Origin of the sequence: Ahniella affigens, assembly GCF_003015185.1 — a bacterium.
Taxonomy (GTDB): domain Bacteria; phylum Pseudomonadota; class Gammaproteobacteria; order Xanthomonadales; family Ahniellaceae; genus Ahniella; species Ahniella affigens.
The window spans coordinates 3,023,359-3,044,417 of sequence record NZ_CP027860.1 but is presented as its reverse complement, the minus strand read 5'-3'; the positions used below and the strand labels follow the sequence as shown (position 1 = coordinate 3,044,417).

Here is a 21,059-nt window from a genome sequence, read left to right as displayed (position 1 = left end):
TGAAGGTCAGTGCAGGGTGATCCGAGCGTGCGCTGCGGCCCTTGAATTGGGAGTTGGTTACCCTATGTCCGCGCCGAGATGGCAGCTCAGCATTGTCCCGACCTCCCGCGCTTTTGCTATCTTGCGGGCGCGCATGAAGTTCTGAAATCGGGGCGTTAGCGCCCGTTTTCATTGATTGCCAGTTTGTTCAGACCCAACATTGAATCAAGGAGTAGATCATGCGTCTCACCGGCATCTTTGCCACCTTGCTGTTTGGACTGGCAGGTTTTGCCAGCCAGGCACAGACCCTTCCAGACTTCACCGGCTTGGTCGAGCGAACCTCGCCCGCGGTTGTGAATATCGAGTCGATTGCCTCGGGCAGTTCGGCCAGTTCGGGGCGGCTCGGCCAGGAGGAGATTCCCGAACCATTCCGACGTTTTTTTGATGATCCGAGACTCAATCAGCAGCCTCAGGATCGGGTGTCGGGCGGGTCCGGATTCATTATTTCCGCCGATGGGTATTTGATTACCAATCACCACGTCGTCGACGAGGCTGACGAAGTTCGCGTGACGCTGAAAGACCGTCGCGAGTTCAAGGCCAAGGTGATCGGCTCGGACCAACAGAGCGATGTGGCGCTGCTGAAGATCGACGCCACCGGTCTGCCGACCGTTGCGCTGGGCGACTCGGATCGCGTGAAGCCCGGCCAGTGGGCCGTCGCGATCGGTTCGCCATTCGGCCTCAGCTACACCGTGACGGCGGGTGTGGTGTCGGCGGTGGGCCGCAATCTGAATCAAGAACAGCGGTATGTGCCATTCATTCAAAACGATCTGGCGATCAACCGCGGCAACTCCGGCGGCCCGCTGTTCAATCTCGATGGCCAGGTGATCGGGATCAACTCGCAGATCTTTTCGCAGACCGGCGGCTCGGTGGGCATCTCATTCGCGATTCCGATCAACTACGCCAACCAGATTGTGGCGCAGCTGAAATCGAAGGGCCGGGTTGCTCGTGGCTACATTGGTGTGAGTTTGCAGCGCGTGACGGCGGAAGATGCGAAGGCACTCGGTTTGCCTCGGGTTGCAGGCGCGCTCGTGGCCCAAGTCAACACCGGAACACCCGGTGCAAAGGCGGGTCTGAAACTGGGCGACGTGATTCAGACCTACAACGGTACGGCGATTGAAGATTCCGGCGATCTCCCGCCGCTGGTCGGTTCGACTGCGCCGGGGACGCGTGCCAGTTTGGGCGTGTTCCGTGACGGCAAGCAGATCAATGTGCCCGTGGTCATCGCGGAACTGCCCGCCGACGCGGGTCCGAACGGCGCCAGTGCCGGCGACGAGCCAGTCGAACCAGGCAGCAGCAAACAAACCCGCCTGGGCTTGGTGATCAGCAGTCTGAATGCGGACGAGCGCGAGTCACTGGGTCTTGACGCCAACGAAGGTGTGTTGATCAAGGAAGTCACTGGCACTGCTGCTCGCCGTGCCGGACTGCAGCCGAACGACGTAGTGCTGATGGTGAATCGTCAGAAAGTGGGTTCAATTGCCGACTTCAGCAAGATCGTGCAGGCCGCCAAGGCCGGCAGCCCGGTCATGTTGCTGATCCGCCGTGGCGAGAACAACGCGTTTGTGACCTACACGCCGGACGCCGACGCAGAATGATCGACGTAGGCGCTGGTGCCAGTCGTGGCGCCAGCGCCAAATGGGTCGGCCGGAGTGGGCCACCCCGGCCGACTCCAGTTCCTTGCAAAAAGGCCTGTGCGCGCCGCAGCGGTGGCAGGGCTGCACCCGACCGATCGGTGTCGACAGCCGTACCCTCAGCCGGCTGTCGTTTTGCCTTGGCCCGGGCCGTTTTCGGGCCCGGCCAGGGCAAATTTGTGCAGCCCGTTGCCACGGCGGGCAGTCCAGTTTGGTTGGCGGGTCAAAGCGCGAGGCGGCTGAGCAAGGCCGGCAATCCTGACTGGGAGGTTGCTTCCCGGGTGTCCGTTCGATACGAGACTCGGTGGTTCCATGCCATAATCCGGCACTTTCCCAACGAGGTCGTAGTTCACGCTGGCGTTTTCAGCGTGATCGTCTGTTCATGAAGCACATTCGCAATTTTTCCATTATCGCGCACGTCGATCACGGCAAGTCCACGCTGGCGGATCGTTTCATCCAGATCTGTGGTGGTCTTGAAGAACGCGAGATGGAGGCCCAGGTTCTGGACTCAAATCCGATCGAGCGTGAGCGCGGCATTACGATCAAGGCCCAGAGCGTCTCTTTGCCCTACAAGTCCAAAGACGGTCAGGTCTATCAGCTAAATTTCATTGACACGCCCGGGCACGTCGACTTTTCGTACGAAGTGTCGCGCTCGCTCGCTGCCTGCGAGGGCGCGCTATTGGTGGTGGATGCGGCGCAGGGCGTCGAAGCACAGTCCGTGGCGAACTGCTACACCGCAGTAGAAATGGGCCTGGAAGTCGTACCGGTGCTGAACAAGATCGACCTGCCGACAGCCGAACCGGCACGCGTCAAGCAGGAAATCCGCGATGTCATTGGCATTGACGCTGAGCATGCGTTGGAAGTCAGCGCGAAGACGGGCCTCAATGTGCGCGATGTGCTGGAAGCGATCGTCGAGCAGATTCCGCCGCCGGCGCTCGGCAAGTTCCCACAGATGCAGGCGCTGATCATCGACTCCTGGTTCGACAACTACCTGGGCGTGGTGTCGCTGGTGCGCGTCGTGACCGGTGAAATCAAGCCGAAAGACAAGATTCTGGTGATGTCTACCGGGCGCACGCACGAAGTCGACCAGGTGGGTATCTTCACGCCCAAGCGTAAGCTCAAGGAATCGCTGTCGGCTGGCGAAGTCGGATTCGTGTGCGCGTCGATCAAAGAAGTCCACGGCGCACCGGTGGGCGATACGTTGACGATGGCCAGTAATCCGGCGCCCGAGGCATTGCCTGGGTTCCGCAAAGTCCAGCCACGCGTGTTTGCGGGTTTGTTCCCGACCGAGGCCGACGATTATCCGGATCTGCGTGAAGCGCTGGAAAAACTCAAGCTCAACGACTCGGCATTGAACTTCGAGCCGGAGAGTTCGGAAGCGCTCGGTTTTGGTTTCCGTTGCGGGTTCTTGGGCATGCTGCACATGGAAATCGTGCAAGAGCGCCTGGAACGCGAGTACGACCTGGATTTGATCACCACGGCCCCAACGGTGGTCTATCAGGTCCTGAAGACGGACGGCACGCTGGTCGATCTGGACAATCCGTCCAAGTTGCCGCCGGTGAACCTCGTCGACGAGATTCGCGAGCCGATCATTCACGCCAGCATCCTGACCCCACCCGACTACGTCGGCAACGTGATCTCGCTATGCGAAGAGAAGCGCGGCAGTCAGGTCTCCATCACCTACATGGGCAGTCAGGTCCAGATCGTCTATGAGTTGCCGCTGGCCGAGGTCGTCCTCGATTTCTTCGATCGCCTGAAGTCGGTCAGCCGCGGCTATGCGTCGCTCGACTACCACTTCCTCCGTTTCGACGCGGGCAATTTCGTGCGGTTGGACGTGCTGATCAATGGCGACAAGGTCGACGCCCTGTCCACCATCACCCATCGCTCGCAGTCCGAGCGCCGCGGCCGTGATTTGTGCGAGCGTATGCGCGAACTGATCCCGCGGCAAATGTTTGATGTCGCGATTCAGGCAGCGATCGGGTCCCAGATTATTTCGCGTTCCACGGTCAAAGCCATGCGGAAGAACGTGCTCGCGAAGTGCTACGGCGGTGACATTACGCGTAAGCGAAAATTGCTGGAAAAGCAAAAGGAAGGCAAGAAGCGCATGAAGCAGGTTGGGCGAGTGGAAATTCCCCAGGAAGCGTTTCTGGCCGTGTTGCAGGTCGACAACAAGTAATTTCAAGGTGCGTTTGTGGATCCAAGTCTGATTCGTCTCGATTTTGCGTTGATTCTGGTCTGCCTGGCGGCATTCACCGGATTCGTCTGGGGAGTGGACAAGCTGTTCTTTGAAAAGGGCCGCAAGGCGCTCGGCGAAGCAGGGAAGGAACCGACGATCGTCGAGTATTCGCGTTCGTTTTTTCCGGTGATCTTTGTTGTACTGCTTCTGCGCTCGTTCATCGCTGAGCCGTTCAAGATTCCGTCCAGTTCGATGATGCCGACCCTTCTGATCGGCGACTTCATTCTGGTCAACAAGTTCGCCTATGGCATCCGTCTGCCGGTCATCAACACCAAGGTGATTGCGCTGGGCGAGCCGAAGCGTGGCGATGTGGTGGTGTTCAAGTATCCAGGCTTCAATGCTAAGGACGAGAACCGCGGCAAGGACTACATCAAGCGTGTCATCGGCCTGCCGGGTGATGTCGTCGAGTACCGCGGCAAAACCATTTTCATCAATGGCGAAGCCGTAGCGCAGATCTCGCCCGAATCGTACGTTGGGGTGGGCCAAGGCTCGGAGATGACCGGTTCGCAAAAGCGGGTCGAAATGCTCCCCGGCCGGGAGCACGACATCCTGATCATTCCGGAGCTGACCCAACTGGCGGACGCCGACGGTGCGTTCACGGTTGGCCCGAAGCAATATTTTGTGATGGGTGACAACCGGGACCGTAGTGAGGACAGCCGGTTTTGGGGTATGGTTCCGGAAGAGAATCTGGTCGGGCGCGCCTTTTTCATCTGGATGAATTGGGATGGCGAAAACGGCGGCGTCGAGTTCAGTCGGATCGGCACCATCATCAAAGGAGGCGAGTCATGAAATCTCTGCGTAAAATGAAGGGTTTGAGCCTGATGGGGTTCATCATCATCATGGCGGTAGGTGGCTTCTTTGCTTACCTCGGTATGCGAATCGGGCCGGCTTACCTGGAGTATTACAACGTCGTCAAAGCCATGAAGGCGGTCGCGGCGGAGCCGGCAGCTGTGAACTGGAGCTCCAATGATGTCTGGAACTCGCTCGACAAGCGGATGTACATCAGCTACGTCGACAGCAAGAATGTCGGTCGCAAGAACTTCGAGATCAAGAAACGTGGCTTGGTCATGACGATTCGGGTTCACTACGAACGGCGCGACACGCTGATGTACAACCTGGACTACGTGGCCTCCTTCGACAATACGGTCGAAGTAAGCGGGCGGATGGCTGGTCAGTAATGACTGCCGAGCTGCATCGGCAGGCATTGACGCACCGTAGTGCCGGGCAGGTCAACAACGAGCGGCTGGAGTTCCTTGGCGACGCCTTGGTTAATTTTGTCGTCGCCGACGAACTGTTCAGGCGCTTTCCGAAGGTCGACGAAGGCACCTTGACGCGGATGCGTGCGGCGTTGGTTCGCGAAAGCGCGCTGGCCGAACTAGCGCGGGAGCTCGATCTCGGGGCAAAACTGATTCTTGGCCCGGGCGAGCTGAAGAGCGGCGGGCATCGGCGTGACTCAATTCTGGCCGACGCGGTCGAAGCGTTGGCGGCTGCCACCTATGTTCAGCAAGGCCTCGATGCCGCAACGCAGTTGGTGCGCGATTGGTTCGCGCCCCGCGTTGCGGCGCTGGATCCAGCCTGGCATGGCAAGGACGGCAAGACCCGGCTGCAGGAATGGTTGCAAGCCAAAGGATTGGGTCTGCCTGCTTACCAGCTGATTGCGGCCGAAGGGCCGGAGCACGCCAAGACGTTTGAAGTAAGCTGCGAGGTCGAAGCCTTGCAGCAAAAGCGCCATGCCCGCGGGCATAGCCGAAAATTGGCAGAAACCAGGGCGGCAGAAGCACTCCTGGCCGAACTGGAAAAGAAAGCATGAATGATACGCAGCGCTTCGCACGGGTGGCCGTGCTCGGCCGACCCAACGTGGGCAAGTCGACCCTCCTGAACCGTTTGGTCGGCACCAAACTCAGCATTACCGCGGCGAAGCCGCAGACCACCCGCCATCAGATTCTGGGCGTGCTGACGGAAGGCCCGACGCAACTAGCGTTGATCGATACCCCAGGCATCCATCAAGGCGGCAATCGGGCCTTGAACCGTTCGCTGAACCGAGCAGCGCGCGCCGCCCTGGAAGAAGCCGATGTGCTCCTCTGGGTCATCGATGCGACGCGATTTACGGAAGAAGACGAACTGGTCGCGAGTTTGGTCAAGTCGGCTGGGAAGCCGTTGGTCATTGTGCTCAACAAGATCGATCGGATTGCCGACAAGACCCGCCTGTTGCCGCGTTTGCAGCAATTGACCGAACAGTATCAGGCCGAGGCCATCGTGCCGTTTTCGGCCATGAAGGAACGCTCGGCCAGTCGCGTGTTTCAAGCGGTCGCCAAGCTTGCGAAGCCGGGCGAGCATGCCTTTGCCGAGGACGATCTGACCGATCGCAGCGAGCGCTTCTTGGCTGCTGAACGGGTTCGCGAGCAAGTGGTCCGGCAGCTGCGCGACGAACTGCCGTTTGCGACGAGCGTCGAAATCGAGTCGTTCCAGCGCGAGGGTAATCTCCTTCGACTGGCCGCTGTGATCTGGGTGGAACGTGAAGGCCAGAAGGCCATTGTCATTGGCCGCAGTGGCGAGCAGCTGAAGCAGATTGGGTCCCACGCGCGCCAGGTTCTGGAGAAGTTTTTCGACTGCAAGGTGCATCTGGAGACTTGGGTGCGGGTGCGCGAGAACTGGAGCGACGATGAGCGCGCCTTGCGGGCCCTGGGTGTTGATGAGGGCTGATGCAGCGCCTGGTCGACGCACTGGCGATCACGCTGCACTTGCGGCCTTACCGCGAAACCAGCGTACTGCTTGATTTGTGGCTGCGGGATCAGGGGCGTTGTACGGCCGTCGCCAGGGGGGTTCGCGCCGCCGGCAAGGCGCGACGGCAGGCGGAGTTGTCGCCGTTGTCTGTCAATCTGGTCGAATTGTTTGGCAGCGGTCAGGTGCTGAGTCTCCGTGCGCATGACAACCAGCGTCAGTTCTTGATTCAGCATCCCGTTGGGCTGCGGTCGGCCATGTATTTGAACGAACTGATTCTGCGCCTGTTGCCCGAACATGACCCGCACCCCGAGTTGTTCGATCGTTATCTGGGCATGCTGCAGGATTGGTCGGGTCAGTCGGCCATCGGCGCGGAATCGTTGGCAGTGGCGCTGCGTTTGTTTGAAGCGGCGCTTCTCGAAGACCTGGGATACGGTTTGGTGTTCGATCACACCGTTGACGGCGAACCGGTCCTGGCCGAGCAGAGCTATCAGGTCGACCCAGAGCAGGGCGTTGTGATGGCCCGCCGCGGTCTGGACTGGCCAGTCATCGATGGTCGCTCGCTGTTACTGCTGCAGCGGGCGGAACCAGCACAGGGGCTGGCAAGTCGCGGCCTCCGCGACTTGATGCGCGCGTTGCTTCGATTTCGATTGGGCGGCCGTACCCTCAGGGCCTGGACGTTCTGACGGGCTCTGGCAAAGCGCCCGGATTGGGCGCGTCTGAACTGCTGGTCAAGACTGCGCAGCGCGGGTATTGGCAGCCGGCCCAAGACCCGGCGACAACGCTGCCAAACAGGCCGCTACGGCCGCCAACACCCGGTTCCCGGCTTCGGGGTGCATGCTGGCTTGCAGATCATGTACGGCAGCCTGGAGCGCCTTCGCACCGACAAACCCGCTCGACGCCGCGAGCCGATGCAGGTTGGATCGCTGATGCGTCCAGGCGCCCGTCGCCGCCGCGGTCAGCAATTGGGGTTGCAGGCTCAACAACTCGTCGCGGAACAGGCCGCGCATCGCCAGCACAGCGTCCACGTTACCCAGCGCCGAAAGCGCTGCGGCATCGTCGAATACCATCAGGGTCGAGCCCTGGGCGTCGCGTTCAGTAAGCATTCCGACCGGCCCGGCGGCGGTCACGAGTGCCGAACGCAGCATTGGCAGGCTGCAAGGTTTGCCAAGACACGCAGCAAAGCCAGATTCCAAACGGGCCTGCTCGCTGGCTGGCGTCCAGTCCGCGCTGGTTGCCACGATGGTTCCGCAGTGGCCGCGCAGCCAGAGCAGGGCAGTGCCGCCATCGCCATCTGGAACGGCCAGATCGATCAATGCGACGGTTGCCGGCAGGCAGTCGGGCAAGCCCCGTTGCAGGTTGCTCAGTCGGTCATAGGCAAACACCGTAAAACCGAGCGCCTGCAAATGCCGCGTCAGAACCTCGCTGGCAATGGCGTCGTCCTCCAACAGAATGGCTCTTGCGATTGGCGGGGATTGGCCCATGGGCGCCATGATTCCACAAAGATAGCCGCCCGCATTCCAGCAGAAATCGGCCGCTACCGGCAGACGCGCCGTGAATATTCGCGCACAAAGGATCGCCACCTCAAAGCCCGCGCGGGCCGTGGCCTGTGTCCTAATTCAAAATTGGCTTCAGGAACATTTGGATGCACTTCGAGTCAAGGCACGGCAAGGCGCGAGCAGACGATGCCGTGGCAACTGAGGCGACCCCGAGCAACGTACGATTGTTTTGGAACGCGAGATAACGATTCGAGTCACCTTGAGGCCACGACCCTGGGCGTTCAGGCACGGCAACAGCAGTTTGACATTCGCCTGATAGAGTTCAGGCACATGACAAGATGCCTGGATCCCAATCGCGAAATTGTGCTTGCCAAAAGGGCGCTACCGTGCGCCCGAGGCCGCGCACATCGATTTGGCTGGCGCCACAAGATACTGCTTGGCGTGATGATCTGGATCGGATTTGCAGAGGTCCAGGCAGCCACGCTGCGGGTCGAATCGGTAACGGCGCCGGGCTTGCGTGTTCAAGACCTTCGGGTGCAAACCGATCCCGCCAACTGGACATGGACGGTTGCTGCCGCCGAAAGCGACGACCTCGCGCTAACGGTTAAGTCCCTGCGTTGGCAATGCCAATGGCAACAAACCCGCTGCCACGGCCCCATTCAAGCCAGCGCCTTTGCCCGCGGCCAGCTTGGGTTGGACTGGCAGGCGCGTTCGGCCGAACTGAAATGGCCGGGCGGCCGTCTGAGTCTGGATGCGCATGACGCGGCAGATTGGCGGGTGCAGGCCGACAATCTGTCCCTGGCGCGGTTGCAGACGCGGGTGCAGCGCGCATGGGCCGAGCTCAGCAGCCTGAGCGGCGGGATGACGCTCGATGCCCACCTGAAGCCTGATCGCGTCGACGCCACGTGGCAGGCGACGGGGCTGAACTTCGATCAACGCGACGGCACCATCGCCGGTGCGAGTCTCATGGCGGCTGGCGATCTGACTTACGGTCTGAACGATTCGGTCTTGCGGGTGCAAAGCCGCTTCGATTCGGGTGAAGTGCTGATCGGGCCACTCTATCGGCAAATCGATCAGCCGGTCGCGCTGTCGGTGGTCGCTGATCTGAGCAAGCAGATGGTTTCGGTGCCCGAGTTGGCAGTGACCGAAGGCAATCACCTCAGCCTGCAAGCGGCACTCAGCTTGACCCCGGCCGGTGACATTGCCAGTGTCAAGCTGGATCGGCTGCAACTGCACTGGCCAGCGGCGCAATCCTGGACGGCGCCGGTGTTGGCCAACGCTGGCTTCGAAGGCCTGGAATTGGCTGGGCAGGCGGAGATCAGTGGCCTGTGGCAGCCCGGTGGCTGGCGTCAGGGCGAAGCACATGTGCGGGACCTTGCGGTCAGCGACCCCGAGCAGCGGTTGCAGGCGAGCGGTTTGCAGCTCGACGCCAATCTGAGCGACGCGCCCACCGTGAGTCGCCTGAGCTGGCAGGACCTGGCGCTGTTCAAGATCCCATTTTCCGCTGGCAGCTTTGCATGGTTGTGGCAGCCCGATTCATTGCGGCAGCAGGGCACGCTGCAGGTCGAAACACTGGGTGGAAGCCTCAGTCTCAATGCGCTCAGTCGCCAGAGCGGCCGGTGGCAGGGCTCGGTGCGCGCGAGCGGGCTCGATTTTGGCGCGCTGAGTCAGCATTTCGGCTGGCCAGCGTTTGGCGGCAAGATCAGTGCCGATATCCAAGACTTCACGTTCAGTGATGGGCAACTGAAGATTCCGAACGACATCGAGATTGAAGCCTTCTCTGGCCGGATCGGCGTCCAGCATTTGGTTACGGAGCGGCTGTTTGGCGATGCGCCGGCGCTGAGTGCCGATATCCGCATGAAGGGGCTGGACTTGAAAGCGGTGACGGCAGCGATGTCGTTCGGCCAGATCGAGGGCACGCTAGACGGCTACATCAATGGTCTGCGCCTATTGAATTGGACGCCGCTCGGATTCGATGCCCGCTTCCAGAGCCAGCGCCGGGAGGGGCAGAAGCAGAAGATCAGCCGTCGTGCCGTTGAAGGCTTGTCGAACATCGGTGGTGCGAGTCTCAACAATGCCCTGATCAATCTGGTTGACTCGTTCTCGTATGCCGACCTCGGTATTGCGTGCCGATTGAAGGAAGATGTTTGCCAAATGGACGGCATCGATTCAGACGGATCTGGCTATACCATCGTCAAAGGCAGTGGCTTGCCGCGCCTGACCGTTCGCGGCTACCAGCGTCAGGTCAATTGGCCGGTGATGCTGAGGCGTTTGCAAGCTGCCGCCAGTGGCACCGGTCCCATCATTGAATAGGAGTTCAGATGTCCGTCATCCGATTGTTCACGAGTCTCAGCGCGGCCGCCATGCTCAGCGCCTGTGTCACCGTCAATGTCTATTTTCCGGAAGCCGAAATCGAAAACGCCGCGAAGGCGTTCGTCGAGGACGTCATTGGCGACACGCCCGCTGCCGATGCGCCCAAGGCAGACGCGCCGACCACCATGAACTGGCGCGTGGCGCTCGCGACCAGCGCCATTGCCGCCGCCGATCTGACAATCGAATCGCCAGCGATTCGCAGTATCCAGGCGCGCATGACCGAGCGCTTCCAGAGCAAGCTCGAAGCGCATTTTAATTCCGGGGCCCTTGGTTTTAAGCGTGACGGCACCATTGATATACGGGATCAGGCAAAAGTGCCGCTTTCGGAGCGCGCGAGCCTGAAACAGATCGTCGCTGACGAGAATCGGGACCGTGCCGCGGTCTATCGAGAGATCGCCGTGGCCAACGAACATCCTGAATGGGAGGCTGACATCCGAACGACGTTCGCCGAGCAATGGATCGCCCAGGCGCGCAAAGGTTGGTACTACCAAGTCGCGGACGGCAGCTGGAAACAAAAATAACAATCCAGTGTAATCAACCACTTGCGAGACAAGATCGGCGAAAAGCCGGTCATGTGGCGCTGTGCCAGACCCAGAATTTGCGACACTTTTGTGCCGATTGTTGCGAGCCGCCGAAAGCAAATTGCCTTAACTCGCTCATTGTGCTTGCTTTTTTTGTGAATATGCAGATACTTGGCCGAGTGCAGCCACCGGAACACCTGTTTGGGATCCACCGTGCGGTGTGCACGGTTTTCTGTTCTCAAGAGGTTTAGTTCAAATGCGTACCGGTACGGTTAAGTGGTTCAACGATGCAAAAGGCTTCGGCTTTATTGCTCCAGATGATGGCGGCGAAGACGTGTTCGTGCATTTCTCGGCGATCACGGCCAAGGGTTTCCGCTCGTTGCAGGAAGGTCAGAAAGTGTCCTTCGACGTGACGACGGGTCCTAAGGGCCTGCAAGCTTCGGGCGTTGCAGTCCTCAAGTAATTGAGGCTGTCACAACCAAAACAAAACCCCGCCTAGGCGGGGTTTCGTTTTTCTGGGGCTTGCTTACTGCTGTCGCGGATGCCGTCAGCGGTACTGCCCAAAGACCTCGCGCGCCAAGGCTGACGCGCAGTTGTTTGGCAGTCCCTTGGCGCCAAATATCAGTCCAAAGACAGAATCCGCTCGCTTTGGACAAACCAGCCATTCTCGGTTGGATTGAACATCGAGCAGCACGTCATGGGCTTTGCGTAGATATGCACGGACACGGCAAGCTCGGTGTCTGATGCATTGCGGATCGTGTGATATTCGTGCGGCGGAATCAGGCTGCCGGCTGAACCACGACCAGCGACGATCGTGCCGCAATTCTCGAAGCGCACCCGTTCGCCATCGCGCTCGCTCGGTTCGTACTGCGTGATCTCCAGCGCGCCCGACCAGACGCCTTCAACACACCAGAGACCTGCGTGGTCATGGATCATCGTGCCTTGCCCAGGCCCCCAGGTCATCGCAATCACCGCGTAATCGTGGTTCTCGCTGCGATACAACTCGCGCCGCGCGTAGTGCTCGCCGCAACAGCTGAACACTTCGGCGGGCAACTCGATGTCGCGATCCTGAATCATCTGGCACAGCGCCTTGCGCAATGCCTTGGTGACCGACTCTGGGCACGGGTTGGCAACCGCTTGATCGATGAGGGCGACAAAGCGTTCGTGACCCGGGAAATTCTGAAGACTCATGTGCTTGCTTCCGGCTGTAGACCGGAATCTTACAAACAGCCCAGGAAATCTGCGACAGGTGGTGCAAATCGTTCAAAATCGACGAGAAACGAATCGTGGCCCTGGATACTGGGCAGGGCATAGAAATCCACCACGCCACCGGCGCTCCGGAGCCCTTCTGCGATCTCCCGCTGTTGCTCGATCGGAAACAGGATGTCGGACGGCACACCGATCACCAGGGCCCGGCGGACTTGCATCTTGGCCAGTGCGATGTCCACCGCACCGCCGTGATCGGCCAGATCGAACCAATCCATGGCGCGCGACAGATACAGGTAGCAATTCGGATCAAAACTGCCGACGAACCGATCGGCGTGGGCATCCAGATAGGCCTCGACTTCGAATTCGCGACCAAAAGCCTGCGTCGATGGCTGCGAAACCCGCTTTCTGCCGAAGCGGCCACGCCACTCCTGGGCCGAACGATACGTGACCATGCCAAGCTTGCGAGCCAGCCGGAAGCCGTCCTCGGGCCAAGAATCTGACGCGTAATTGCCGTCGAGCCAACGAGGGTCGCGGCGGATGCACTCGCGCTGCAGCGAGCGAATGGCGGTCGCAAAAGGCAACGAATGGGGCGCTGTCGAGATCAACACCATGTTTGGCGCCTGGCCCGGAAACATGACGCCGTAGGCGAGGGCGCTCATGCCGCCCATGGATGGACCAATCAGCGCCTTGAGCTGGCGAATGCCAAGCCCTGCAACGAGCAGTTGCGCCGACTGCGCAACGTCTTCGAGGCAGATATCGGGAAATCTCAGGCGATAGGGCAGGTGGTCGTCCGGATGGGGCGACGCCGCGCCGGTCGAGCCCTTGCAGCTCCCCAACGAGTTCACGCAGATCACAAAGAATCGACGCGTGTCGATTGCCTTGCCAACGCCGATCATGGCCTCCCACCAGCCGGGGCTGGGGTCGTCCCGCCCGGCGGCCGCATGGGCGCTGGGGGAAAGGCCAGTCAGGATCAGAATGGCATTGTCGCCCGCTGGGTTCAGCTCGCCCCAGGTCTCATAGGCCAGGCGTGCCCCGGCGAGGCTGCCGCCCCGGCGGAGCACAAATGGTGACGGTAATTCAAAGAAGCGGGTGGCCGACATAACAGGAAATGAAGATCAAGGCTGCGAGCTTATCGGCTGGCTTTTGCCGGCCGCAATGCTTGACAGCGCAAAGCTTGGGCGAATTCGTTGTTTCGTCATGCCGGAACAAGGATTTGGGACCCTGATGAGGGGCCCAACCGCCGCTGAACCGGTGGCGCCAATGCCACAGAATTGCGCACATTGGCCACTGGCGGGTAGCGCGATTCAGGTGGCTCGGGCTATAAGTCTTTCGGAGAATTGAAAGGGTTCATTGTGAGTGAGGAAATTCTGATTAACGTGACCCCGCGCGAAACGCGGGTGGCATTGATCGAAAATGGCATGTTGCAGGAGGTTTATGTCGAGCGCACCTCCAAGCGCGGCTACTTCGGGAATGTCTACAAAGGCCGGGTGCAACGGGTGATGCCCGGTATGCAGGCGGCGTTTGTCGAAATTGGCCAAGAGCGCGCCGCGTTTTTGCACGCGTCCGACATCTTGCGAAAGCCCGACGCCGAGTTGGAAGGCGCCGACGTTCAGCCGAGCGTGGTGCCGCCGATCAACGAACTCGTGCACGAGGGGCAGGACATCATCGTGCAGGTGATCAAAGACCCGATCGGCAGCAAAGGCGCGCGGCTCACGACGCATCTGTCGCTGCCTTCCCGCTACTTGGTGTTGCTTGCAAGCAGCAAGACCGTTGGCGTGTCGGCGCGGATCGAAGACGAGGCCGAGCGGGCGCGCCTGCGCGATGCGGTGCTGATGATGGAACCGGAGCGCGAACATGGCTACATCGTCCGGACCAATGCCGAAGGTTTGCCGGCGGAATCGCTGGCCGATGACGTTGCCTACCTGAAGCGTGTGTGGCGCGCCGTCAGTGCGCGGTTTCAAAACGCCCGCGTGGGCGACTGCGTTTACGAAGATTTGTCGTTGCCGCTGCGCTCCGTGCGCGATCTGATGCGTGCCAACATCGAGAAGGTCCGGATCGACTCCCGCGAGACGTTCGAGCGCACGCTCAAGTTCGTCAATCAGTTCATGCCCACGATGGTTGACCGGATCGAGCATTATCCGGGCGAACGACCAATCTTTGATTTGTATGGTGTCGAGGACGAAATTCAGCGCGCCCTGAAGAAGGAGGTGCCACTGAAGTCTGGCGGTCACCTCATCGTGGATCAGACCGAGGCGATGACCACGGTCGATGTCAACACGGGCGGATTTCTCGGCACGCGGAATCTCGAGGAAACGGTCTACCGCACGAACCTCGAAGCGGCGCAGGCGGTGGCCCGGCAACTGCGCGTACGGAACATCGGTGGCATCATCATCATCGACTTCATCGACATGGTCGACGAGGAACACAAGCGCCAAGTGCTGCGGCAATTGGAAAAGGCGCTGGCCCGCGATCACGCCAAGACCACGGTGTATGACATGTCGCCGCTTGGTCTCGTCGAAATGACCAGAAAGCGCACGACCGAGAGTCTTGAACGCCAATTGTGCGAGCCGTGTCCCGCCTGTATCGGTCGCGGTTCGTTGAAGACGGCCGAAACCGTTTGCTACGAGATTTTTCGCGAAATTACCCGTGCGGTGCGGCAGTTCGACTGCGAAAAGCTGCTGGTGCTGGCGGCCCCGAAAGTGGTGTCCCGGATCTTGGACGAAGAGTCTGCTGCGGTGGCCGAGCTTGAGGAGTTCATCAAGAAAACCATCCGCTTCCAGTCCGAAGACCAGTACCCACAAGAGCAATACGACGTCGTGCTGCTGTGATGCGCTTGTTTGACCCGGTCCAGCTTGAATTGACGACTGCGAGCCGTTGGCAATGAAGCGGCTGCGTACCCGTCGACTCCGGTTCCTGATCTACGGCACCCTGGCTGGACTGCTCATTCTGGGCGCGGCCTTCATGGGTCTCGCTGGGCTGGCGTTTCCTTGGGTGCTGGATCATCCGGAACGGGTCGAGGCCATGCTCGAAGAGCGGCTGCAACGCGAAGTGGAGATTGGCACGCTCCGTGGCAATTGGGAGACCAACGGTCCGATTTTCATCATAGAGGACTTGCGGATCGGCGCCCGTGATGCCGGCGAGCCATTGCGTATTCCGACGGCCGAGCTGAAGATCGATTTCTATGCGCCGTTCAAGCGCGGGGCGTCTTGGCAGGAATTGCGGATCATCGGGCTTGCGATCGATGTGCAGCGCGATCTGACCGGTCAATGGCAGCTCCTGCAATGGCGCAGCGAGCAGGAACAGAAAGTTAGAGACTTCAGCGAACTCGATCGGCTCGGCAGCGTCCGCATCATGCGCTCCAGCCTCAATATTCGAGATGACCTCCGTGGCCACAGTGTGCGGATTCAGGACATCGACCTCGATGTCCTGCCCGGTGGCACGAGCAGCGTCGTCCGCGGTCGCCTGACCCTGAATCAGGACGTGGCGCCCTTGCTCTTTCGCTGCGAGGGTCAGCAGCGCTGGAATCGGATCGACTGCTACATCGAAGCCAAGAAGTTTGATGCGGCGGTCTGGACCGAAGGGTTGAACCTCGGCGGCATTCGAATTCGCAAAGGTGAGGGCAACCTTGCCGTGTGGCTCACATTGCGTGCGCAACGGTTGGCGCACAGCCGCATCGAGTGGCAACTCAAGGATCTCGAACTCGCCGGGCTCCGTCCGGTGCAGATGCCGCCTGAGCTGAGCATCGAGCCGCGCATGAGCCTCGCGAGCTCGGCCGGATCGGTGGAGTACCGCTTTCGCGATGGCATGGACGAACTGGCGCTGCTGGAAGGCGACGATCTGGATCACCCTGAGGCGCTGACCCGGCTCAATCTGCAGCGTTTGGGCGAGCGCTGGCAACTGGTGGCCGACCAGATCCAAGTGGGGCGGTTCGCCCGCCTGGCGACGCTGCTCGATTCGGTCTCGCCGAAGCTTGCGGGTTGGCTGTTTGAAGCGAGTCCACAAGGCGTGCTGACGGGCGTATCGCTTTTTGCCGACGATGGGAACCTGCAAGCGATTTCCGCGCGCGCCACGTCGTTGGGCATGTCGGCCACGCGCCAATCGCCTGCGCTCGAATCGCTCGCGGGCAGTATTCATGGCGACGGTGGTGCCGTGTTCTTTGAACTCGACCCGAACACGGCCAGCGCGATCGATTACCCTCACGTGTTTGGGCGCCGCGTGCCGGTCAATATCCAGGAGCTTCGGGTCGCGCTGATCCGCGAGGCGGACAATTACCGGGTAGAGGCTTGGCCGCTGCGGCTTGACGGCGAAGGATTCTCGCTGGCTGGCCATGCGGCAATTGATCTGGTCAGTGGCGAAACTCCGTTGCTGGACTTGGGCATTGAAGTGTTTCCAAGCGACATCGTTGCGGCGAAAGACTTCTGGCCACTGAACACGATGCCGGCCAAGACGGTGCAATGGTTGAATGATGGCCTGAAACGCGGTCGCATCGAACATGGCTATGCGGTGTTTCGCGGCCATCCGAGCGATTGGCCATTCTTCAACGATGAAGGTCGCTTTGAAGCGGTCGCCCACGTTGCCGACGTCGATCTCCATTACGCCGAAAACTGGCCCGACGGCATGTTGAAACAGGCCACGGCCCGCTTCATCAACAAATCGATGGTGGTGAATCTGATCGAAGCCGATGTGCTGGGCAATCGCGTGTTCGACGGGCTGAGCACGATTGCCAGCATGAAAGATCCCGTATTGACGCTCGACACCAAGGCGGTGGGAGATGGCGAAAACTTGCTCGCCCTGATGCGGCAGAGTCCGTTGGCGCTCAAATACGGCGAGCAGATGGCTGGCCTTCGAGTCGGTGGCGTGGGCGAAGTGGAGGTCTCGATGCGAATTCCGCTGCGCAAAGATCTCGGTGAGCACCAGGTGGATGGTCGCGTGCGGCTGCGCCAGGCCGACCTGGCTGACGACAAATGGCAGCTCAGCTTCGGTCAGGCGTACGGCACGATTCGGTTTTCCGAAAGCGGCTTCAGTGCCGATGCCTTGCATGTACTGGTGGGCGAGGACTTGGGACAACTGAGCATTGCCGCTGGCACATTCGTCTCCGATCCCGAACGCTTGGTGGCCGAGGCCAATCTGCAAGGCAATTTCCCGGCGAGTTCAGCGATGAGCGGCTTCCCGACGCTGCAGCGGTTCTGGCCCTTGGTGCCAGGCAAAACGGATTGGGATCTGAGCCTGAGTGTGGATCGCGCCGAAGAAGGCCAGTTGGGCCGGAAGCGCCTCAGTATGCAATCGGACCTGAAAGGGATTGCGTTGGCGCTGCCCGCACCGCTACGAAAGGACGCCGAAACGGCGATGCCGCTGACGCTTGCCATGGACTTGCCGGTCGAAGGCAGTAATGTGTCGCTGCAGTTGGGGCATCTTCTGTACATGACGGCGCACCTCAAGAGTCCGAGCCGGCCATTTGGTGGGGCCATCCAGTTGGGCAGTGCGTTGCCGCCGGTGTTGCCCGAACAAGGGCTCGAAGTGTCCGGCAATGTGCCCGCCGTGGACCTCGGGAGTTGGGCATCGCTGATTTCGGCATTGACCGCTCGTGATCCATCCGACACGGGCGCGGCCAGCGAGCCCATGCCGATCAATATGGACGTGCAGGCGGCCGAACTCAACTTGCTCGGGCGGGCCATGCTCGACACGAGATTGCAGGTCAGTCGTCAGGACGATTCCTTGCGGCTCGACTTCTCCGGCCCATCGATCGAAGGCAACTTCCTGCTGCCGAACAGCGAGCGCGAACGGCGTGGCGTGACGGCGCGCTTTGATCGGCTGCATTGGCCCGAAGCGATGGCGACCCCAGTCGTTGCAGGTGGCCCGCAGGCGCCCACGCTGGATCCAAAAACGCTACCGCCCTTGCACATCTGGGTCCAGGACCTGCGACTCGGGGACTCCCAGTTCGGCGAGGCGCGTATCGAAGCGCGGCCGGATGAACTCGGCCTGCAGATTGAACAGTTCGATACACGCAGTCCGCAGTTGACCATACGCGGTGGCGGTTGGTGGCGACTGACGGCCGAAGGCGAGCGCAGTGGTCTCGACATCACGTTCAGCAGCGAGGACCTCGGCAAGATGCTCGGCACGCTCGGCTATGCGGGGCTTGTCGATGGCGGCCAGACCGTTGCGCGCTTGAACGGCGATTGGGTGGGTTCACCAGCGCAGTTCAAGCTTGATCGCATGGATGGCGCGCTGACGGGAGAAGTCGGCCCCGGGCGCATTCTCGACGTCGACCCAGGCGCCGGACGACTATTCGGATTGGTCAACTTCGGCGCCATCCCACGTCGACTCACGCTCGATTTTCGTGACTTCTTCGAGAAAGGGATGGCCTTTGATTCCATCAAGGCCGGCTTTCAGCTGAAGGACGGCGATGCGTACACCGATGATCTGAATATCCAAAGCCCCTCTGCCGAAATTCGCGTGCGCGGACGCGCTGGTCTCGCTGCGCATGACTACGATCAGATCATGGAAGTGCGCCCGCGCGTGGGCGGCACCCTGCCGGTCGTCGGTGCGGTGGCCGCAGGGCCAGTCGGCGCGTTGGCCGGCGTGCTCGCACAAGGCGTGTTGAAGAAGCCGCTCGATGCGATGGCTTCGGCCACCTACCAGGTGCAAGGCACGTGGGACGATCCGAAGATCACCTTGTTGTCGAAGTCGAAATCTCCCAGTAAGCCGGCCCAAGTGCCGAAGCCCGAGCCAGTCGGGCCAGCTGATCAGGGCTGAGCCCTCTCACACCGTTCATCGTGCGGTCTTAGAATCGACCCATTCAACGTTTTGTCGGTTCCAAATCACGTACGAGGTCAGCAATGCCGCCCTCTGGTTGGGTGGTGCGGGCAACGCGCGAGGTCACCGCCAAATCACCACTGACATTCGCGACCGTCGCAAACATGTCGGGTACGAGATCCACTGCGAGCAACAGACCGAGTGGTTCGACCGGCAAACCAAGCGAATGCGTGACGGGCAGATTCGTGCCCATGAAAATCGCTTGCCCGGGCAAGCCGACCGAGCCGATGCTAATGACGACGGCGAGCAGCGTTGCGAGGATCAGCGGCGCCAGCGCGAGGTCGATGCCGAACGCCCAGGCGATGAAGGTCGCGACGGCCATGTATTGCACAGGGCTGGTGATCCGGAACAAGGATACGGCCATTGGCAACACCAAGCCCACGACGTTGGCCGGATACCCGAGTGTCTTGCCGCTGGCATCCATCATGGCCGGCAGACTGGCGAGCGACGATTGCGTGCTCGCTGCGACCATTTGCGCTGGCAGAATGGCCGGTGCGTAGCGACTCAGCGTTTCACCGCCACCGAGGCGCACGTACGCGTACAGCGCGATGATGATGCCAAGATACAAACAGCACAGCATCGCGATGTAGATGCCGAGCGCGCCCAGCACGGCGGCACCAGCCTCGGCTGCAACGGGCAGAATCAGACACGCAACGCCAATCGGTGCGAGCCATAGCACCCCATTGACGATGACGATCATCGTGTCGGCAATCGCTTGGCAGAACTCGACCAGCATGGCGCGACGCTTCGCCTCGATACGATTCAAGGCAAACGCAAAGCACAACGCAAAGACGACCAGCGGCACGATGCTGCCCTCGGCAGCGGCCTTGATCGCATTCGTCGGCACGAGCTGCTGCAGCCAGAGCAGCAGGCCAGAAGGCGGCGCGGGCGGCGTGCTGCCAGCCCGCAGCGCATTGATCAACGCTTCCGACGGCTCAAAAAAGCTGAGGAACACGGGTGCGAGCAACGCGGCGTAGCTGCTGGCGAGCGTCAGCAGCAACAGAAACCACAGCATCGCCTTGCGCGCCACGCGCCCGGATGTCGCGGCATTCGTGGCCGAGTTCACCCCGACAATCAGCATGCAGACGACCAACGGCACGATCGTCATCTGCAAACCGGCGAGCCACAGCCCACCAAAGACTTTGGCGCCTGCGGCGAGATTGCTCGACCATTCAGCGCCAATGCTTGGGCTCAACAGACCAATCAGCAACCCAGCAAGCAAGCCCAGCAGAATGCGCCAAGGCGCGGACAGATTCAATTTCAAGGCAGACTCCGAGGTAGCTTCCAGGCGCGTTTGAGCGCCTGATATTGAGGTGTGGGCAAGAGTAGAAAACGCGGCTCACGTGTGGCGTCCAACCACCTGAGCACGGCATCGAGATCCGACGCAGCCATCGCTGTGCAGCCGGCTGTGGGGCGATCAGGCGCCCGCCAACGATGCGCGAAGATGCAGCTGCCGCGGCGGTCTGCGCCTTCCAGATTGTGGCTGATCAGAAAGCCGCGGCGATAAAGATCGTCGCCCAGATGCAGATCGCGGCGCATGGGCTCCGAGCTGCCCTTTATGGCTTCGGCGCCCACGTTGTTCTGGTCGACGATCTGGTTGTAGTAGGGCGAGCCCGGCACGTCGATGCACCAGTCGCTGGCGTCCATCGGCTGATATGGCAGGCCGGTCTCGGCAGTGGCGTCGGCACCAAACGCGAACCCGATCGAGAACAGCCCGGCGGGTGCCTTGCCATCGCCTTCCATTTTTTCCGGCACGCCAGCGTCACCGCGATGGAGACCAATGCCCCACGCGCTGCCGTTCTTGCCGAGTTGCACGGGGATCGCCGGGCCGACGCGACGCCAACCGAAGCGCCGCTTTTCAAAGCGCTGCAGCGTCGCGCTTTTGGCGTTCCATTCAGCGGGCACGACGGTAATTAGTTGCTGGCCAGTCTGCCAGGACGGAATCGTCGCGGCGGCGCGCGCGAGTCCTGAAGTCAATACGCTGCATAGCAGTGCCATTGCAGCCAAACACCAAACCCTA

17 protein-coding genes are annotated in these 21,059 nt (G+C 60.8%); 12 read left to right on the top strand and 5 right to left on the bottom strand.

The window, feature by feature from the left end; all coding sequences use genetic code 11:
* Nucleotides 1-218: 218 nt before the first annotated feature.
* The 7 genes from C7S18_RS11635 to recO all read left to right on the top strand — a co-directional run bounded on the left by C7S18_RS11635 (nt 219) and on the right by recO (nt 7,310).
* Nucleotides 219-1,631, top strand: a complete 1,413-nt coding sequence (locus C7S18_RS11635) for a DegQ family serine endoprotease (RefSeq protein WP_106891726.1) — start codon at nt 219-221, stop codon at nt 1,629-1,631.
* Between the two features lie 418 nt (nt 1,632-2,049).
* Nucleotides 2,050-3,843: a translation elongation factor 4 gene (gene lepA / locus C7S18_RS11630; RefSeq protein WP_106891725.1), complete on the top strand. Its 1,794-nt coding sequence runs from the start codon at nt 2,050-2,052 to the stop codon at nt 3,841-3,843.
* 15 nt (nt 3,844-3,858) lie between these two features.
* Nucleotides 3,859-4,692 (top strand): signal peptidase I, encoded by an 834-nt coding sequence (gene lepB, locus C7S18_RS11625; protein ID WP_240623889.1) that lies wholly within the window; start codon nt 3,859-3,861, stop codon nt 4,690-4,692.
* Entirely contained in the window at nt 4,689-5,081 is a 393-nt protein-coding gene (locus C7S18_RS11620; protein ID WP_106891724.1) for a DUF4845 domain-containing protein, read from the top strand. Before lepB ends, C7S18_RS11620 begins: the two co-directional genes overlap by 4 nt.
* Entirely contained in the window at nt 5,081-5,713 is a 633-nt protein-coding gene (rnc, locus tag C7S18_RS11615; protein WP_106891723.1) for a ribonuclease III, read from the top strand. Before C7S18_RS11620 ends, rnc begins: the two co-directional genes overlap by 1 nt.
* The gene (era, locus tag C7S18_RS11610) at nt 5,710-6,606 is read left to right on the top strand and encodes a GTPase Era (RefSeq protein WP_106891722.1); all 897 of its coding nucleotides are present in this window, start codon (nt 5,710-5,712) and stop codon (nt 6,604-6,606) included. The genes rnc and era overlap by 4 nt, the downstream gene beginning before the upstream one ends.
* On the top strand, nt 6,606-7,310 hold the full coding sequence (gene recO, locus C7S18_RS11605; protein WP_106891721.1) for a DNA repair protein RecO: 705 nt from the start codon (nt 6,606-6,608) through the stop codon (nt 7,308-7,310). The genes era and recO overlap by 1 nt, the downstream gene beginning before the upstream one ends.
* A 45-nt stretch (nt 7,311-7,355) precedes the next feature.
* Here the strand turns inward: recO and C7S18_RS11600 are convergent, their stop codons facing one another.
* Complete coding sequence (locus tag C7S18_RS11600) at nt 7,356-8,108, bottom strand: Hpt domain-containing response regulator (RefSeq protein WP_106891720.1); 753 nt, start codon at nt 8,106-8,108, stop codon at nt 7,356-7,358.
* A 456-nt stretch (nt 8,109-8,564) separates the two neighbouring features.
* Between C7S18_RS11600 and C7S18_RS11595 the strand changes: the two genes are divergently transcribed.
* From C7S18_RS11595 to C7S18_RS11585, 3 genes are all read left to right on the top strand, one after another.
* A complete protein-coding gene (locus C7S18_RS11595; RefSeq protein ID WP_146151891.1) occupies nt 8,565-10,436 on the top strand; it encodes a translocation/assembly module TamB domain-containing protein in 1,872 nt (623 codons plus the stop codon).
* Between the two features lie 8 nt (nt 10,437-10,444).
* Nucleotides 10,445-11,017: a YdbL family probable chaperone protein gene (locus tag C7S18_RS11590; protein WP_106891718.1), complete on the top strand. Its 573-nt coding sequence runs from the start codon at nt 10,445-10,447 to the stop codon at nt 11,015-11,017.
* A gap of 256 nt (nt 11,018-11,273) precedes the next feature.
* Nucleotides 11,274-11,480, top strand: a complete 207-nt coding sequence (locus C7S18_RS11585; protein WP_106891717.1) for a cold-shock protein — start codon at nt 11,274-11,276, stop codon at nt 11,478-11,480.
* 158 nt (nt 11,481-11,638) lie between these two features.
* On the opposite strand, the gene C7S18_RS11580 is transcribed toward C7S18_RS11585, so the two are convergent.
* A complete protein-coding gene (locus C7S18_RS11580) occupies nt 11,639-12,208 on the bottom strand; it encodes a cysteine dioxygenase family protein (protein ID WP_106891716.1) in 570 nt (189 codons plus the stop codon).
* A 29-nt stretch (nt 12,209-12,237) separates the two neighbouring features.
* Nucleotides 12,238-13,326: a homoserine O-acetyltransferase MetX gene (gene metX / locus C7S18_RS11575; protein WP_106891715.1), complete on the bottom strand. Its 1,089-nt coding sequence runs from the start codon at nt 13,324-13,326 to the stop codon at nt 12,238-12,240.
* 252 nt (nt 13,327-13,578) lie between these two features.
* Here metX and rng point away from each other — a divergent pair, with 252 nt between their 5' ends.
* Nucleotides 13,579-15,054: a ribonuclease G gene (gene rng / locus C7S18_RS11570; protein ID WP_106891714.1), complete on the top strand. Its 1,476-nt coding sequence runs from the start codon at nt 13,579-13,581 to the stop codon at nt 15,052-15,054.
* 52 nt (nt 15,055-15,106) lie between these two features.
* A complete protein-coding gene (locus tag C7S18_RS11565; protein WP_106891713.1) occupies nt 15,107-18,979 on the top strand; it encodes a YhdP family protein in 3,873 nt (1,290 codons plus the stop codon).
* Between the two features lie 43 nt (nt 18,980-19,022).
* On the opposite strand, the gene C7S18_RS11560 is transcribed toward C7S18_RS11565, so the two are convergent.
* Nucleotides 19,023-20,303: a dicarboxylate/amino acid:cation symporter gene (locus C7S18_RS11560; protein WP_240623888.1), complete on the bottom strand. Its 1,281-nt coding sequence runs from the start codon at nt 20,301-20,303 to the stop codon at nt 19,023-19,025.
* Nucleotides 20,300-21,037: a L,D-transpeptidase family protein gene (locus C7S18_RS11555; RefSeq protein WP_240623887.1), complete on the bottom strand. Its 738-nt coding sequence runs from the start codon at nt 21,035-21,037 to the stop codon at nt 20,300-20,302. The genes C7S18_RS11560 and C7S18_RS11555 overlap by 4 nt, the downstream gene beginning before the upstream one ends.
* Nucleotides 21,038-21,059 lie beyond the last annotated feature (22 nt).

Excerpts from the sequence above, each read along its gene's own strand:
- C7S18_RS11635 (WP_106891726.1), top strand. The coding sequence starts at position 219 with ATGCGTCTCACCGGCATCTTTGCCACCTTGCTGTTTGGACTGGCAGGT.
- lepA (WP_106891725.1), top strand. The coding sequence starts at position 2,050 with ATGAAGCACATTCGCAATTTTTCCATTATCGCGCACGTCGATCACGGC.
- C7S18_RS11620 (WP_106891724.1), top strand. The coding sequence starts at position 4,689 with ATGAAATCTCTGCGTAAAATGAAGGGTTTGAGCCTGATGGGGTTCATC.
- rnc (WP_106891723.1), top strand. The coding sequence starts at position 5,081 with ATGACTGCCGAGCTGCATCGGCAGGCATTGACGCACCGTAGTGCCGGG.
- era (WP_106891722.1), top strand. The coding sequence starts at position 5,710 with ATGAATGATACGCAGCGCTTCGCACGGGTGGCCGTGCTCGGCCGACCC.
- recO (WP_106891721.1), top strand. The coding sequence starts at position 6,606 with ATGCAGCGCCTGGTCGACGCACTGGCGATCACGCTGCACTTGCGGCCT.
- C7S18_RS11600 (WP_106891720.1), bottom strand. The coding sequence starts at position 8,108 with ATGGGCCAATCCCCGCCAATCGCAAGAGCCATTCTGTTGGAGGACGAC.
- C7S18_RS11590 (WP_106891718.1), top strand. The coding sequence starts at position 10,445 with ATGTCCGTCATCCGATTGTTCACGAGTCTCAGCGCGGCCGCCATGCTC.
- C7S18_RS11585 (WP_106891717.1), top strand. The coding sequence starts at position 11,274 with ATGCGTACCGGTACGGTTAAGTGGTTCAACGATGCAAAAGGCTTCGGC.
- C7S18_RS11580 (WP_106891716.1), bottom strand. The coding sequence starts at position 12,208 with ATGAGTCTTCAGAATTTCCCGGGTCACGAACGCTTTGTCGCCCTCATC.
- metX (WP_106891715.1), bottom strand. The coding sequence starts at position 13,326 with ATGTCGGCCACCCGCTTCTTTGAATTACCGTCACCATTTGTGCTCCGC.
- C7S18_RS11565 (WP_106891713.1), top strand. The coding sequence starts at position 15,107 with ATGAAGCGGCTGCGTACCCGTCGACTCCGGTTCCTGATCTACGGCACC.
- C7S18_RS11555 (WP_240623887.1), bottom strand. The coding sequence starts at position 21,037 with ATGGCACTGCTATGCAGCGTATTGACTTCAGGACTCGCGCGCGCCGCC.